This window comes from Teichococcus aestuarii (assembly GCF_042651065.1).
GTDB classification, from domain to species: domain Bacteria; phylum Pseudomonadota; class Alphaproteobacteria; order Acetobacterales; family Acetobacteraceae; genus Pseudoroseomonas; species Pseudoroseomonas aestuarii.
This window is the reverse complement of sequence record NZ_JBHSCH010000002.1, coordinates 83,838-98,112: the sequence shown is the minus strand read 5'-3', so window position 1 is coordinate 98,112 and position 14,275 is coordinate 83,838. Positions and strand designations below refer to the sequence as shown.

General features: G+C 71.5%; 12 protein-coding genes. 5 read left to right on the top strand and 7 right to left on the bottom strand.

What is annotated here, in order from left to right; translation table 11 throughout:
• Positions 1 to 31: 31 nt before the first annotated feature.
• The 4 genes from arsC to arsH all read left to right on the top strand — a co-directional run bounded on the left by arsC (position 32) and on the right by arsH (position 3,722).
• A complete protein-coding gene (arsC, locus tag ACFOY6_RS01685) occupies positions 32 to 454 on the top strand; it encodes an arsenate reductase (glutaredoxin) (RefSeq protein WP_379633756.1) in 423 nt (140 codons plus the stop codon).
• A 105-nt stretch (positions 455 to 559) separates the two neighbouring features.
• Positions 560 to 1,873, top strand: coding sequence for an arsenic transporter (locus ACFOY6_RS01680; RefSeq protein ID WP_109517842.1), 1,314 nt, complete (start codon positions 560 to 562; stop codon positions 1,871 to 1,873).
• Entirely contained in the window at positions 1,870 to 2,940 is a 1,071-nt protein-coding gene (locus ACFOY6_RS01675; protein WP_379648564.1) for an ArsO family NAD(P)H-dependent flavin-containing monooxygenase, read from the top strand. Before ACFOY6_RS01680 ends, ACFOY6_RS01675 begins: the two co-directional genes overlap by 4 nt.
• Complete coding sequence (gene arsH / locus ACFOY6_RS01670; protein WP_379648562.1) at positions 2,940 to 3,722, top strand: arsenical resistance protein ArsH; 783 nt, start codon at positions 2,940 to 2,942, stop codon at positions 3,720 to 3,722. The genes ACFOY6_RS01675 and arsH overlap by 1 nt, the downstream gene beginning before the upstream one ends.
• A gap of 12 nt (positions 3,723 to 3,734) precedes the next feature.
• Here the strand turns inward: arsH and parE are convergent, their stop codons facing one another.
• The 7 genes from parE to ACFOY6_RS01635 form a co-directional block, all read right to left on the bottom strand.
• A complete protein-coding gene (gene parE / locus ACFOY6_RS01665; protein WP_379633758.1) occupies positions 3,735 to 5,708 on the bottom strand; it encodes a DNA topoisomerase IV subunit B in 1,974 nt (657 codons plus the stop codon).
• A 170-nt stretch (positions 5,709 to 5,878) separates the two neighbouring features.
• Positions 5,879 to 6,361 (bottom strand): DNA starvation/stationary phase protection protein Dps, encoded by a 483-nt coding sequence (dps, locus tag ACFOY6_RS01660; protein ID WP_109518503.1) that lies wholly within the window; start codon positions 6,359 to 6,361, stop codon positions 5,879 to 5,881.
• A gap of 86 nt (positions 6,362 to 6,447) precedes the next feature.
• Positions 6,448 to 8,061 (bottom strand): MFS transporter, encoded by a 1,614-nt coding sequence (locus ACFOY6_RS01655; RefSeq protein WP_379648560.1) that lies wholly within the window; start codon positions 8,059 to 8,061, stop codon positions 6,448 to 6,450.
• Positions 8,062 to 8,271: 210 nt separating this feature from the next.
• Positions 8,272 to 9,195, bottom strand: a complete 924-nt coding sequence (locus tag ACFOY6_RS01650) for a ketopantoate reductase family protein (RefSeq protein ID WP_109518505.1) — start codon at positions 9,193 to 9,195, stop codon at positions 8,272 to 8,274.
• 57 nt (positions 9,196 to 9,252) lie between these two features.
• A complete protein-coding gene (locus ACFOY6_RS01645; RefSeq protein WP_379633761.1) occupies positions 9,253 to 9,825 on the bottom strand; it encodes a nucleoside 2-deoxyribosyltransferase in 573 nt (190 codons plus the stop codon).
• A 49-nt stretch (positions 9,826 to 9,874) separates the two neighbouring features.
• Positions 9,875 to 11,293, bottom strand: a complete 1,419-nt coding sequence (otsA, locus tag ACFOY6_RS01640) for an alpha,alpha-trehalose-phosphate synthase (UDP-forming) (protein WP_379648559.1) — start codon at positions 11,291 to 11,293, stop codon at positions 9,875 to 9,877.
• A gap of 12 nt (positions 11,294 to 11,305) precedes the next feature.
• A complete protein-coding gene (locus ACFOY6_RS01635) occupies positions 11,306 to 13,084 on the bottom strand; it encodes an ABC transporter ATP-binding protein (RefSeq protein ID WP_379633762.1) in 1,779 nt (592 codons plus the stop codon).
• 131 nt (positions 13,085 to 13,215) lie between these two features.
• Here ACFOY6_RS01635 and ACFOY6_RS01630 point away from each other — a divergent pair, with 131 nt between their 5' ends.
• Positions 13,216 to 14,274, top strand: coding sequence for a glycosyltransferase family 4 protein (locus ACFOY6_RS01630; protein ID WP_109518509.1), 1,059 nt, complete (start codon positions 13,216 to 13,218; stop codon positions 14,272 to 14,274).
• Position 14,275: the final 1 nt, after the last annotated feature.

Here is a 14,275-nt window from a genome sequence, read left to right as displayed (position 1 = left end):
GGGGATGCAACACAGCCAGAGGGAAGGCGTCGTGACCGTCACCATCTACCACAACCCGGCCTGCGGGACGTCCCGCAACACCCTGGCCCTCATCCGCAACAGCGGCGAGGAGCCGGAGGTCATCGAGTATCTGAAGACGCCGCCGACGCGGGAGGTGCTGGCCGGCCTCATCCGGCGCATGGGCGTCCCGGTGCGCGACGTGCTGCGCCAGAAGGGCACGCCCTATGCGGAACTCGGCCTCGGCGCTTCCTCGCTGACCGACGACGATCTGCTCGACGCCATGATAGCGCACCCGATCCTCATCAACCGGCCGATCGTGGTGACGCCGCTGGGCGTGAAGCTCTGCCGCCCGTCCGAGGCGGTGCTCGACATCCTGCCGAACCCGCAGCGGGGCGCCTTCGCCAAGGAGGATGGCGAACAGGTCGTCGACGCACAGGGCCACCGCCTGATCTGAGCCGGGCGCCCGCGCCTTTCCGTCCCTGAACGCGACGCGCGGCGCCGCTGCCATCCAAGGCAGCGGATGGGCCGGCGCCGCGCAATGCCCGAGAGAACATGCCCCATGCTGGCCCTCGCCATCTTTGTCCTCACCCTCGTGCTGGTCATCTGGCAGCCACGCGGCCTCGGCATCGGCTGGAGCGCCATGGGCGGCGCCGTGCTGGCGCTGCTGACCGGCGTCATCGGCTGGGCCGATGTGCCCGTGGTCTGGGGCATCGTGTGGGACGCCACCTTCACCTTCGTGGCGCTCATCATCATCTCGCTGCTGCTCGACGAGGCGGGCTTCTTCCAGTGGGCCGCGCTGCACGTGGCGCGCTGGGGCGCCGGCCGCGGGCGGCGGCTGTTTCCGCTCATCGTGCTCCTCGGCGCGCTCATCGCCGCCTTCTTCGCCAATGACGGCGCGGCGCTGCTGCTGACGCCCATCGTCATGGCCATCCTGCTGCGGCTGAATTTCTCCGCGGGCGCCACGCTGGCCTTCATCGTCGCCTGCGGCTTCGTGGCCGACACCACCAGCCTGCCGCTGGTGATCTCCAACCTCGTCAACATCGTCTCCGCCAACTACTTCGGCATCGGCTTCGACCGCTACGCCGCCGTCATGGTGCCGGTGAACCTGGTGGCGCTGGCGGCGACGCTCGCCGTGCTCTGGGCCTATTACGGGCGCCAGATCCCCGCGCGCTATCCGCTGGCGCAGCTGGAGGCGCCGCGCACCGCCATCCGCGATGCCCTCGTCTTCCGCGCCGCCTTCCCGCTGCTGGCTTTGTTGCTGCTGGCCTATTTCGTCCTGGCGCCGCTCGGCGTGCCGGTGGCCGTGGTGACCGGCGCCGCGGCCCTCATCCTGCTGGTGCTGGCCGGGCGCTGGCACCGGGGCGGGCAGGGCGGCGTCATCCCCATCCGCAGGGTGGTGGGCGAGGCGCCGTGGCAGATCGTCGTCTTCTCGCTCGGCATGTACCTCGTGGTCTACGGGCTGCGGAACGCCGGGCTGACCGGCCATCTGGCCGGGGTGCTGGAATGGCTGGCCGGGCATGGCCTCTGGGCCGCGGCCATCGGCACCGGCTTCGGCGCCGCGCTGCTCTCCTCGGTGATGAACAACATGCCGGGCGTGCTGGTCGGCGCCCTGGCCATCGAGCAGGCGCAGGGCATCCCGCCCGCCATCCGCGAGGCGATGATCTACGCCAACGTCATCGGCTGCGACCTCGGCCCCAAATTCACCCCCATCGGCAGCCTGGCGACGTTGCTGTGGCTGCACGTGCTGGCGCGCAAGGGCACCACCATCACCTGGGGGCAGTACATGAGGGTCGGCCTCGTCATCACGCCGCCTGTCCTCCTGGCGGTGCTGGCCGCCCTGGCGCTCTGGCTGCCCGTGGTGGGCGCGCCATGAGCGAGGGCGCCCTGCACGATGTGGTGGTCATCGGCGGCGGGCAGTCCGGGCTCGCCGCCGGATACTTCCTGCGCCGGAGCGGCATTTCCTTCGCCATCCTGGACGCCCATGACCGGCCGGGCGGCGCCTGGCCCGGGGCATGGGATTCGCTGCGGCTGTTCTCGCCCGCGGCGATGAGTTCGCTGCCCGGCTGGCCCATGCCGCCCTCGGAGGGGGGCTATCCGGGCCGCGACCATGTCGTGGATTACCTGGCCCGCTACGAGCAGCGATACGGCCTGCCCGTCCGGCGGCCCGTGCGCGCCGAAAGCGTCCTGCGCATGGAGGGCGGCCTGTCGGTGCGGACCGACCGTGGCACCCGGCGTGCCCGGGCCGTCATCAGCGCGACCGGCGGCGCCAGCCGGCCCTTCATCCCGTCCTGGCCCGGCGGTGCGCTGTTCCAGGGCAGGCAGATCCATTCCTCCGCCTACCGCTCACCGCAGGGCTTCGCGGGCCAGCGCGTGCTGGTGGTGGGCGGCGGCAATTCGGGCGCGCAGATCCTGGCCGAGCTTTCCCGGGTCGCCGAGACGACATGGGTCACGCTGGAGCCGCCCCGCTTCCTGCCGGATGAGGTGGATGGCCGCGTGCTGTTCGCGCGGGCCACCGAGCGGGTGCATGCCCAGATGCAGGGCCGGGAGCCGGCCGCGCCCGGGGGCGGGCTGGGCGACATCGTCATGGTGCCGCCGGTCCGCGAGGCCCGGGACCGGGACAGGCTCCACGCCGTCCGGCCATTCGCCCGTTTCGTGCCGGAGGGGGTGGTCTGGCAGGACGGGACGCAAAGCCCCGTGGACGCCGTCATCTGGTGCACGGGCTTCCGCCCGGATCTCGGCCACTTGGCGCCGCTCGGCGTGCTGGAGGCCGATGGGCGCGTGGCCGTCGAGAACGGCCGCTCCACGCGTGAGCCACGCCTCTGGCTGCTCGGCTACGGCGACTGGACCGGCGCCGCCTCCGCGACCCTGGCGGGCATCACCCGGTCCGCCCGCGGCACCGTCCATGCCATTCAGCACTTCCTGACGACGGAAAGATCCTGATGCCCGCTGACCTCGACCTCTCATTGCCCAACCTTTCCGAAGACCAGGTTGAGATGCCGGACCGTGGGAAGCTCGGCATTCCCGGCGCCAGCCGGCATCCGCCGCGCATCCTGCTGCTCTACGGCTCGCTGCGCGAGCGGTCCTACAGCCGCTTCCTGACGCTGGAGGCGGAGCGCCTCCTCCGCCGCTTCGGCGCCGAGACGCGGGTCTTCGATCCCCGCGACCTGCCCGTGGTGGACAGCGTGCCCGCCGACCATCTCAAGGTGGTGGAGCTGCGGGAACTCTCCCTCTGGTCCGAGGGCCAGGTCTGGTGCAGCCCGGAGCGGCATGGTGCCGTCACGGGAGTCCTGAAGAACCAGATCGATTGGCTGCCGCTGGAAAGCCGGGGCGTCCGGCCGACCCAGGGCAGGACGCTGGCGGTGATGCAGGTCTCCGGCGGCAGCCAGAGCTTCAACGCGGTCAACACCCTGCGCCTGCTCGGGCGCTGGATGCGGATGGTCACCATCCCCAACCAGTCTTCCGTGCCCAAGGCCTTCGAGCAGTTCGACGCGGCGGGCCGGATGCTGCCGGGGCCGCTCTACGACCGCGTCGTGGACGTCATGGAGGAGCTGGTGAAGTTCACCCTGCTCACCCGCGACATCTCGGCCCACATCACCGACCGCTACAGCGAGCGCAAGGAGCGGGCGGAGAAGCAGGCCAGGGAAGATCTGGCCAGGGAGGATCTGGCCAGGGAGGATCTGGCCAGGGAGGATCTGGCCAAACTCTCCGGCGCGGCCGGATGAGGGCGCCGATGCTCAGGCGTCCACCGCCTCCAGTTCCAGCCGGGCCGCGTTCTCCTGGATGAAGCGGAAGCGCAATTCCGGCTTGCGGCCCATCAGCGCCTCGATCAGCTCGGAGGTGGCGGCGCGTTCCTCGGGCGGCAGCACCACGCGCAGCAGGGTGCGCTTGCGCGGGTCCATGGTGGTCTCCTTCAGCGAGGCGGGCGGCATCTCGCCCAGACCCTTGAAGCGGCTGACCTCCACCTTCTGGTTGGGCTTGAAGGCCTTCTTCAGCAGCTTCTCGCGCTCGGCATCGTCCATCGCGTAGACGGTCTTGCCGGCGGTGGCGAGGCGGTAGAGCGGCGGCTGCGCCAGATAGACGCGGCCCTGCCGCACCAGCTCCGGCAGCTCCTTGTAGAAGAAGGTCATCAGCAGGGCCGCGATGTGCGCGCCGTCCACATCGGCATCGGTCATGATGACGACGCGGCCGTAGCGCAGCCGGGCGATGTCGAACTTCTCGCCCGCGCCGCAGCCGAGTGCCTCGATGAGGTCCTTCAGCTCCTGGTTCTGCCGCAGCTTATCGGCGCTGGCGGAGGCCACGTTCAGGATCTTGCCACGCAGCGGCAGCACGGCCTGGGTCTCGCGGTCGCGCGCCTGCTTGGCGGAGCCGCCGGCGGAATCGCCCTCCACCAGGAACAGCTCGGTGCCCTCGGCCGCCTCGCGCGCGCAGTCGGCCAGCTTGCCGGGCAGGCGCAGGCGGCGCGTGGCGCTCTTGCGCGGCGTGTCCTTCTGCTCGCGCCGGCGGATGCGGTCCTCGGCGCGCTCGATCGCCCAGGTGAGCAGGTTGCCGGCGGTGGCGGGGTCGCCCGCCAGCCAGTGGTCGAAATGGTCCCGCAGCCCCTGCTCGACGAGGCGGGCGGCCTCGGGGCTGGTCAGCCTGTCCTTGGTCTGGCCCTGGAACTGCGGCTCGCGCACGAAGACCGAGAGCATGCCCGCCAGCCCGCCGAACAGATCCTCGGCGGTGATGCTGGCGGCGCGCTTCTCCTTCTTCAGCTCGCCATAGGCGCGCAGGCCCTTCACCAGCGCGTTGCGCAGCCCGGCCTCGTGCGTGCCACCCAGCGGCGTCGGGATGGTGTTGGCATAGGTGTGCAGGAAGCCCTCGCCCTGCTCCAGCCAACTCACCGCCCATTCGGCGCGGCCGGCGCCCTGGGGGAAGGTGGCCTCGCCGGCCCAGGGAGCGGGGATGACGGGCGCGCGCCCCTCCAGCGCCGCGGCCAGGAAGTCCGACAGGCCGCCGGGGAAGTGCAGCGTGGCCTGGGACGGCGTGTCGTCCTTCACCAGGGACGGGTCGCAGGCCCAGCGGATCTCGACGCCGCGGAACAGGTAGGCCTTGGAGCGGCAGAGCCGGAACAGCCGCGCCGCCTGGAAGAGCTGCTGCCCGAAGATCTCCGGGTCCGGCTTGAAGCGGATGGTGGTGCCGCGCCGGTTGTGCACGGCGCCGGCGTTCTTCAGCTTGGTGAGCGGCTTGCCACGCGCATAGGCCTGGGTGAACAGGGTGCGGTCGCGCGCCACCTCCACCTCCAGCCGCTCCGCCAGGGCATTGACCACCGAGGAGCCGACGCCGTGCAGGCCGCCCGAGGTGTCATAGGCCTTGCCGGAGAACTTGCCGCCCGAATGCAGGGTGGTGAGGATCACCTCCAGCGCCGAGAGCTTGGGGAATTTCGGGTGCGGGTCGGTCGGGATGCCGCGCCCGTTGTCACGGATGGTGAGCCAGTTGTCCCGCTCCAGCGTCACCTCGATGCGGTCGGCATGGCCGGCCACCGCCTCGTCCATGGCGTTGTCGAGCACCTCGGCTGCCAGATGGTGCAGCGCGTTCTCGTCGGTGCCGCCGATATACATGCCGGGGCGCCGGCGGACGGGCTCCAGCCCCTCCAGCACCTCGATGTCCTTGGCCGAATAGGAAGCCCCTGCCGCTGCCTTGGGGCCACGGCCGCCGAAGAGATCGTTCATGTCTTGTTCACACCCTCAGCCGGCAAACTAGCCAAGGGAGGGGGTCGGCCGCAACCCTCTGTTCCGTTTTGCCGGGCCGGGGCGGCCGGCTGGCCCCGCGCCGGGCAGGCTGGGCGGGGCAGCCAGGGAGGCAGCCAGGGGGCGCGGCGGCCCCCTGGCGTTTCAGGTGCTTACTTGTCGAGATGCGCTTCCAGCATCCACAGCTTCTTGTCCAGGTCGCGGGACAGGCCGGTCAGCAGGTCGGCCGTGTCGGCATCGCCCGCCTCGTCGGTGGCGTCGATCCCCTCGCGCACGGACTTGGCGAGGTTGGCGAAGCGGTCGGCCAGCTCCTTCACATGCTCCATGCTGGCCGTGGTGTGCTGCGGGTAGGCCGGCAGGCGGGTCTTCTCGCCCACCAGCTGGCTGGTGCCGTCCGGCGTGCCGCCGATCTGCACCAGGCGCTCGGCCACCTCGTCGGCGGTGGCGAAGAGCTCGTTGTAGAAGCCCTCCAGCATGGTGTGCAGGCCAATGAAGTTGGAGCCGCGCAGGGTCCAGTGCGCCATGCGCACGCAGTTGGTCAGGTCGATGGTGTCGACCAGCGTGCCGTTCAGCACGTTCACGGACACCTTCTTGGCGTTCTCGCCCAGATCATTGCGGGTGGCGCGCAGGCTCATGGTTTGGTTCTCCTGTTCGGCGCGGGTAACGCTGAAGCTTGTGTGGGGTTGCCGGGGGCGGCTGTCAGCCCCGCCTCCCGCCAATTCTAGAGGGACTGGTGGATATAGCGCGCGCTCTCGGGGCCGGTTTCACCCCGGTGCAGAACCGCGGCGCGGGCGATGGCGGCATGGTCGGCCGGCTGCAGGCGGTCATTCTCGCGCAGATGTTCCGTCCAGCTGCCCACCGACCACACCTCCACCCACAACTCGGGGTGCGCGACATCCTCGTAGAGCCGCCAGGAGAGCGCCCCGCTGCGCAGCCGGGCGCGGCGCAGATCGGCCATGGCGGCGAGGAAGGCGGCCCGGTCGGCGGGGTCGATGCGGTAGCGGACCATCTCCAGCACCTGGCCGCGGTCCTGCGCCAGGAGGGGCGCCAGCTCGGCGGCCGGCGCCTCGGGCTGCGGCATGGCGGGGCTGGCCACCTCGGCGGGGCCGGGCTGGTCCAGCCGCCAGCGGCGCATCGCCAGCGCCGCCGCGGCGCCACAGGCGCCGAAGCCCCACAGCGCCCAGCCCACCCCGACCAGCGTGCCCACCCAGCCTGCGAGCGCCGAGCCGAAGGCCAGCGCGCCGAAGAAGGAGAGCTGGTAGATGCCGATGGCGCGCGCCCGCACCCAGGCGGGCGATGAGAGCTGCGCCGCCGCCTGCAGGGTGCTGGCGGCGCCGATCCAGGCGGCGCCGTAGAGCAGCATGCCGAGCCCCGCCGCCGCCCAGCCGCCCAGGGCCAGGCGCGGCGCGAGGCCGAGCAGCAGCAGCGCACCGGAGGCGAGCAGCGAGGCCGCCATCACCAGCCCGCCACGGTCCAGCCGGGCGCGGGCGCGCGGCAGCAGCAGCCCGCCGCCCACGGCGCCGATGCCCATGGCCGCCAGCAGCAGGCCGAAGGCCTCGGGCCCCAGCCCCAGCCCCTCGCGCACCAGCAGCGGCAGCAGCCCCCACATGGCGGCGCCGAAGAAGAAGAACACCACCGCCCGCAGGATGATGACCCGCAGCGCCGGCGAGGCGCCGACGAAGCGCACCCCGGCGCGCATGGCGGAGAGGAAGTGCTCCTTGGGCAGCCGGCTGGCCGGCGCCTCCCGCCGCCACAGCACCAGCGCCACGATGAGGATGAGGAAGCAGAAGGCGTTGAAGGCGAAGGCCGCCTGGGTGCCGGCGAGGCCGATGATGAAGCCGCCCAGTGCCGGCCCCACGGCGCGCGCCAGGTTGAAGCCGATGCCGTTGAGCACGATGGCCTGGGTGAGGTCGGCGCGCGGCACCAGCTCCGGCGTGGTGGCGGCCCAGGCGGGGAAGTTCATCGCGCTGCCGGCGCCGATGGCGAAGGTGAGCGCCAGCAGCCCCCACGGCCCCAGCACGCCCAGCGCCGTGAGGATGCAGAGGAGCAGGCCCATGGCGCACATCCAGGCCTGGGCGAATATCAGGTAGCGGCGGCGGTCCACGATGTCGGCCATGGCGCCCGATGGCAGCGCCAGCAGGAAGACCGGCAGCATCGAGGCCGCCTGCACCAGGCTGACCATGATGGGCGAGGGGGCGAGGCTGGTCATCAGCCAGCCGGCGCCGGTGTTCTGCACCCACATGCCGGTGTTGCTGGCCAGGTTGGCCAGCCAGAGCAGCCGGAAGGCCGGGTGGCGGAGCGGCGTGAAGGCGGAGGGCGGAGTCGGTTGGGGCATGGTGGGGGGCAAGCTGCCTCAATACCCCCCGGGGGGGCGTGACTGTTTGGTCATCTGCGCGCGACCGGCGGGATACACGAGGAAACGTTCATTTCCGGAAAAGGGCTCCGAGAAATCATCGCCGGCCTGGCGGCGCCCCGGCGGGGAGCGCCATGCCAGGCTGGCAAGGCCTCCCGGCTTCGTTTTTCCCGGACCGGAGGACGCTTTCCGTCAGGCGAAGTCCCGCTCGCGCTGGCGCACCAGGGCGGTGATGGTGGCGTTCACCGGCGCCGCGCGCCCGGCCAGCGCCGCCTCCCGCGGGATGGCGCCGTTGATGGCGTCGATCTCGCTGCGGCGGCGGGCCCGGTGGTCGAGCAGCAGGGAAGGGCGGGCATTGGGGATCTTGCGGCCGAAGGCGGTGATGTGCGCCACCGGGTCCTCCACCGAGAGGCGAACGCCGCGCGCCTTCGCCACTTCCCATGCCTCCACCCCGCAGGCGCGGGCGGTGGGCCACAGGTCCTCGTCCGCCATCACCTCGCCGATGGTCAGGCCGGTCAGCGCGCAGATCCCGGAGAAGGTGACGTTGCAGATCAGCTTCTCCCAGGTGAGGGCCTGGATGTCGTCGCAGGCCTCGGCGCGGAAGCCGGCGCCGCGCCACATCGCGGCGATGGCCGCGAGGCGCGGCGTCGCCGGCCCGTCCAGCTCGCCGATGCGCACCACCTCCATGCCGTTGTGGTGGGCATGGCCCGGCCCCTTCAGCGAGGCGCCGAAGCCCCCGGCGATGCCCGCCACCACCCGGTCCTGCCCCAGCGCCCCGGCCAGCACGGCGCTGCTGCCGAGGCCGTTCTGGATGGTCAGCACCGTGGTCTCCGGCCCCAGCAGGGGCGGGATGGCGCGGGCGGCGGTGGCCACGTCCCGCGCCTTGGTGGCGAGGATCACCAGATCCACCGGCGCTTGGCCCTCAGTGGAGGTGGCGGCGGCGAGGCGCACGGTGCGCTCGCCCGAGGCGCCCTCCAGCCGCAGCCCGTCGCGGTTCATCGCGTCGACATGCGCGCCCCAGGAATCGATGGCCAGCACATCGTGCCCCGCGGCGGCGAACAGGCCGGCATAGACCGAGCCCATGGCGCCGCAGCCCAGGATGGCGATTCGTGACATGCATTCCCTCCGTCGCGGCGCCTCTGCCACGCCGGAGGTCCGGTCATGCGGGTGCCGTCAGGGGGCAAGCCTCCCCCGCATCAGCGCCGCCACGCAAGCCTCGAAGCCCTCAAGCTCCTGCCAGCGGCGCGCCTCCGGCACCTCCCGCGCGACGAGGATGCCGCCCGCGGCGGCGATGCCGCCATCGATCATCAGGTTGTCGTGGCAGCCGAAATCCTCCAGCGCCAGCCCCTCGGCATCGGCCCAGCCGCCCCCGGGGCCCGGCCGCAGCCCGGCGCCCAGGAAGTGCCGCGTGCGCTGGGTGAAGCCCTGGCCGCTGTTGCTGTAGCCCGCCACCGGCCGCCCCAGCGCCCGCATGAAGCCCAGCTCGTACACCGTGCCGGCATCGGCCGAGGGGCCGCGGAAGGGGGTGAGGTTGGCCACCAGCGCGTCGCAGGCGCGGATATGCGCCTCGTTGCGGAGATAGATCTCCAGCCAGCGGCTCTCCGCCGCGTCGGCGGCGGCGCTCTCGATGGGGTCGGTCGGGAAGACGCCCTCCGCGCCGTGCCGGGCGCAGATGGCCTTCTTGGCGGCGGCGATGGCGGCGGCGTCGGGGAGGAAGACATCGGGTCCGGCGAGGTAGATGCGCATGGCGCGCAATCTGCCCCGGCCGGGCCCGGCTGGCCAGGAGCGGCGCGCCTCAGGCGGCGTCCAGCGCCCGGGGCGGCAAAGCGTGCAGGTCGCCCACGAAGCGGTCGCGCCAGCGCTCCAGGCTGTTGTGGCGCATCACCTTCAGCATGGCGGCGTGGCGCTCGCGCCGCTCCGCCAGCGGCATGGCCAGCGCCCGGGCCAGGGCATCGGCCACGCCAGCCTCGTCATGCGGGTTCACCAGCAGGGCGGCATCCAACTCCCGCGCGGCCCCGGCGAATTGCGAGAGCACCAGCACGCCCGGATCGGCCGGGTCCTGCGCCGAGACGTATTCCTTGGCGACGAGGTTCATGCCGTCCCGCAGCGGCGTCACCAGCCCGACGCGGGCGGCGGCGTAGAGCGGCATCAGGGCGCGGCGGGGGAAGGAGCGGTTCAGGTAGCGAAGCGGCGTCCAGTCGAGGTCGGCGAAGCGGCCGTTGATGCGGCCCGCCTCGCCCTCCAGCTCGCGCCGGATGGCCTGGTAGGCCTCCACATCGGTGCGGGAGGGCGGCGCGATCTGCAAATACTCCACCTGCCGGTGCCATTCCGGGTGCTTCGCCAGGAAGCGCTCATAGGCGGCGAAGCGCTGGCGCAGCCCCTTGGAGTAGTCGAGCCGCTCCACGCTCATCATCAGCGCCCGCCCGGCGAGGCCGGAGCGGAGTGCCGCGAGCTGCGGCTGGTCCGCGCCCGCCACCGCCTCGGCCCGCAGCGCATCGACATCCACGCCGATCGGGTAGACGCCGGTGCGGATCCGGCGGCCCTCGGCGGCCAGCAGCCCGCCCTCCAGCGCCGTGCCGCCCAGCTCGCGGCAGACATAGTCGGCGAAGGCGGTGCGGTCGGCCTCGGTCTGGAAGCCGATCAGGTCGTACTGGCAGAGGGCGCGCACCAGCTCGGCATGGACCGGCACGGTCATCAGCACGGAGGGCGCCGGGAAGGGGGTGTGCAGGAAGATGCCGATGCTGTTGCGCAGGCCGAGCGCCCGCAGCGCCCCGGCCAGGCAGAGCAGGTGGAAGTCGTGCGCCCAGATGACGTCGTCCGGCGCCACGAGGTCGGCCAGGTGGCGGGCGAAATGGGCGTTGACGCGGCGGTAGCCCTCGAACTCCGACCAGTCGAAGCGGGCGAGGCCGGTCTGGTTGTGCAGGATCGGCCAGAGCGTGCCGTTGGCGAAGCCGCGGTAGTAGTCGTCGTAGTCCCGCTGCGTCAGGTCGGTGGTGTAGAGGGTGACGGGGCCGCTGCGCGCCACGGCGGGCGGCAGGCCGGGCGGCAGGCTCTCGGGCGGCACCACATCCGGCACCGTCTGGCCGGACCAGCCGAACCACAGCCCGCCGGTGTGGCGCAGCGCGTCCATCACGCCGGCCGCCAGGCCGCCGGCGGTGGCCTCGCCCTCGTTGATCGGGGCGACACGGTTGGAAACCACGACCAGTCGCGACATGCGCGCTTCCCCTCACGCCGCCTCCGGCAGCTCCGGCAGGTTCCCGGAGTGCTGCTGGCGCAGCAATTCGCGATACGGTCCGTGGCGGCGGGCCAGCTCCGACGGAGGGCCGTCCTCCACGATCCGGCCGTGATTCATCACGATGATTCTGTCGAAATTTTGCAGGGTCGAAAGGCGGTGCGCGATGGCGATGACGGTGCGGCCGCGCATCAGGCTGTCGAGCGCCGCCTGGATGGCGCGCTCGCTCTCGCTGTCCAGCGCCGAGGTGGCCTCGTCGAGCAGCAGGATGGGCGTGTCCTTCAGCAGCGCGCGGGCGATGGCCAGGCGCTGCCGCTGCCCGCCCGAGAGCTTGACGCCACGGTTGCCCACCACCGTGTCGAACCCCTCCGGCAGCGCCTCGATGAAGGCGCGGCAATGCGCCATCTCGGCGGCGCGCAGCACCTCCTCGTCCGTCGCGTCGGGGCGGCCGTAGCGGATGTTCTCCCGCACCGTGCGGTGGAACAGGGCGGTGTCCTGCGGCACCACGGCCAGCGCCGTGTGCAGGCTCTCCAGCGTGACGTCGCGCAGATCCTGCCCGTCGATCAGCACGCGGCCGGAATCGGGGTCGTAGAAGCGTTGCAGCAGGGCCAGCACGGTGGACTTGCCGGCGCCCGAGAAGCCCACCAGCCCGACGCGCTGGCCGGGCGGCACGGTGAGGTCCAGCCCGTCCAGCACCGTCGGGCGGTCGGGATAGGCGAAGTGCACCGATTCGAGCCGCACCTCCCCCGTGCCGGGGATAAGGGGGACGGCGCCGGGGCGGTCCTCCAGCGCGTGCGGCACGAGGAGGGCGCCGGTCGCCTCCTCCAGCCGGGCGAGCTGCTGGGTCAGTTCCACCAGCGCCACCGCGATGTCCCGCGTGCCGTGCAGGATGGTCAGCGACAGGGTGGCGAGCAGCGCCACGTCCCCCACCGAGGCCTGGCCGCGCTGCCAGAGCAGCAGGGCGGCGGCCAGCACGGCGCCCGCCATCAGCACGGTGAGCACGGCGTGGATCGTCCGCAGCTTCTCCATGTAGAGCAGGCTGCGCCGGTGGGCGCCGATCTCCTCGCCCACGGCCCCGGCGATGCGCGCCCGCTCGCGCAGCGTGGCGCCGAAGGCGCGCATGACGCCAATATTGCCCACCACGTCCACCAGCTCGCCATCGATGGCGGCGGCGCTGTTGGCGTGCCGGCGGTGCAGTGCGGCGCCACGTCGCGCCAGCCGGTGCATCAGCAGGCCGATGGCCAGTGCCACGGCGGCCAGCGCCAGTGCCAGCGGCGGGTGGATGGCGCCGGTGAACAGGATGGCGCCGATCACCGCCGCGCTGGGCGGCACCACGTTCCAGGCGAGCGTGTTCTCCACCGTGAAGGCGGCCTGGGCGGTGGCGGAGACGCGGGCGGCGAGCGCCCCTGGCAGGCGGTCCGCGAAGTAGCCTGGGGTGTGGCCGGCGAGATGGGCGAAAAGATCCTGCCGGATGTCGCCGGTGACGGCGGTGAAGCTGCGCGCCGCCGCCCAGCCGCCGACGCGCCAGAGCAGGTTGTCGGCCGCGATGATGGCGCAGAGCAGCGCGAAGGCCGGCCAGACGCTGCGCGCCGCCGCCTCCGGCCCCATCGCCACGATGTCGATGAGGTGCTTCAGCCCGTATTGCGTGGAGATGGAGCACAGCACCGCCAGCAGCACGGCGCCGAACACCACGGCATGGCCCAGTGGCCGGCGGCGTGCATAGCGGAACAGGAAGCGGAAGGCGGAGGGTCGCGGCGCGCTCGGTGCGGTCAAGGCAGCCTACTTTTCGCCATAATGGATTTGTATAACGCCAATGAAGTAAAGGCGCCGATAAATATTTTCAATGTTTTCGCGCCTGAACTCAAATAGAAGCTGTGATCTGCCTGAGAAAAGGGATCGCGTTCATGCGTATCGCGCAAATCTCGCCGCTGTTCGAGGCGGTGCCGCCCAAGTTGTATGGCGGCACGGAACGCGTCGTCTCCTCCCTCACCGAGGAACTGGTGGCCATGGGCCACGATGTCACCCTCTTCGCCAGCGGCGATTCCGTCACCGCCGCGAAGCTTGCCGCGATGCGCGACCAGGCGCTGCGCCTCGACCCCACCGTGAAGGACTGGGTGGCGCACTACTACAAGATGGTCGAGCAGATCGCCCAGCGCGCCGGCGAGTTCGACGTCATCCACTCCCATATCGACTACTTCCCGCTCGGCCTGCTGGACCGGCAGCGCACGCCGTTCCTGACCACCCTGCATGGTCGGCTCGACCTGCCGGAATTCAAGATGATCTACGAGACCTACGGGCACACGCCCTTCGTCTCGATCTCCGACAACCAGCGCCTGCCGATCCCGAAGCTGAACTGGGCGCGCACCGTGCTGCACGGCATGCCGGCCGACCGGCTGACGCCGCAGCCGGTGGAGCAGAAATACTTCGCCTTCCTCGGCCGCGTCTCGCCGGAGAAGGGGCTGGACCGCGCCATCCGCATCGCCGCCCGCGCCGGGGTCAAGCTGAAGGTTGCCGCCAAGATCGACGACGCCGACCGCGCCTACTACAACCGCGAGATCTCGCCGCTGATGAACCAGTCGCATGTCGAGTACATCGGCGAGATCAACGACAGCCAGAAGCCCGAGTTCCTCTCCGGCGCCCATGCCCTGCTCTTCCCGATCGACTGGCCGGAGCCCTTCGGCCTCGTCATGATCGAGGCGATGGCCTGCGGCACGCCCGTCATCGCCATGCGCCGCGGCTCCGTGCCGGAGGTGATGGAGAACGGGCTGACCGGCTTCATCGTCGAGAACGAGGATGAGGCGGTGGCGGCCGTCGCGCGCATTCCGGAGCTGGACCGCGCCCGCATCCGCCAGCGCTTCGAGCAGCGCTTCACCGCCCGCCGCATGGCCGAGGACTATGTCTCGGTCTACGAGCAGCTGATCGAGGCGAACAAGAAGCCCCGCCTGCGGGCGGTCAACGTCTGAC

Excerpts from the sequence above, each read along its gene's own strand:
- ACFOY6_RS01680 (WP_109517842.1), top strand. The coding sequence starts at position 560 with ATGCTGGCCCTCGCCATCTTTGTCCTCACCCTCGTGCTGGTCATCTGG.
- ACFOY6_RS01675 (WP_379648564.1), top strand. The coding sequence starts at position 1,870 with ATGAGCGAGGGCGCCCTGCACGATGTGGTGGTCATCGGCGGCGGGCAG.
- arsH (WP_379648562.1), top strand. The coding sequence starts at position 2,940 with ATGCCCGCTGACCTCGACCTCTCATTGCCCAACCTTTCCGAAGACCAG.
- parE (WP_379633758.1), bottom strand. The coding sequence starts at position 5,708 with ATGAACGATCTCTTCGGCGGCCGTGGCCCCAAGGCAGCGGCAGGGGCT.
- dps (WP_109518503.1), bottom strand. The coding sequence starts at position 6,361 with ATGAGCCTGCGCGCCACCCGCAATGATCTGGGCGAGAACGCCAAGAAG.
- ACFOY6_RS01655 (WP_379648560.1), bottom strand. The coding sequence starts at position 8,061 with ATGCCCCAACCGACTCCGCCCTCCGCCTTCACGCCGCTCCGCCACCCG.
- ACFOY6_RS01650 (WP_109518505.1), bottom strand. The coding sequence starts at position 9,195 with ATGTCACGAATCGCCATCCTGGGCTGCGGCGCCATGGGCTCGGTCTAT.
- ACFOY6_RS01645 (WP_379633761.1), bottom strand. The coding sequence starts at position 9,825 with ATGCGCATCTACCTCGCCGGACCCGATGTCTTCCTCCCCGACGCCGCC.
- otsA (WP_379648559.1), bottom strand. The coding sequence starts at position 11,293 with ATGTCGCGACTGGTCGTGGTTTCCAACCGTGTCGCCCCGATCAACGAG.
- ACFOY6_RS01630 (WP_109518509.1), top strand. The coding sequence starts at position 13,216 with ATGCGTATCGCGCAAATCTCGCCGCTGTTCGAGGCGGTGCCGCCCAAG.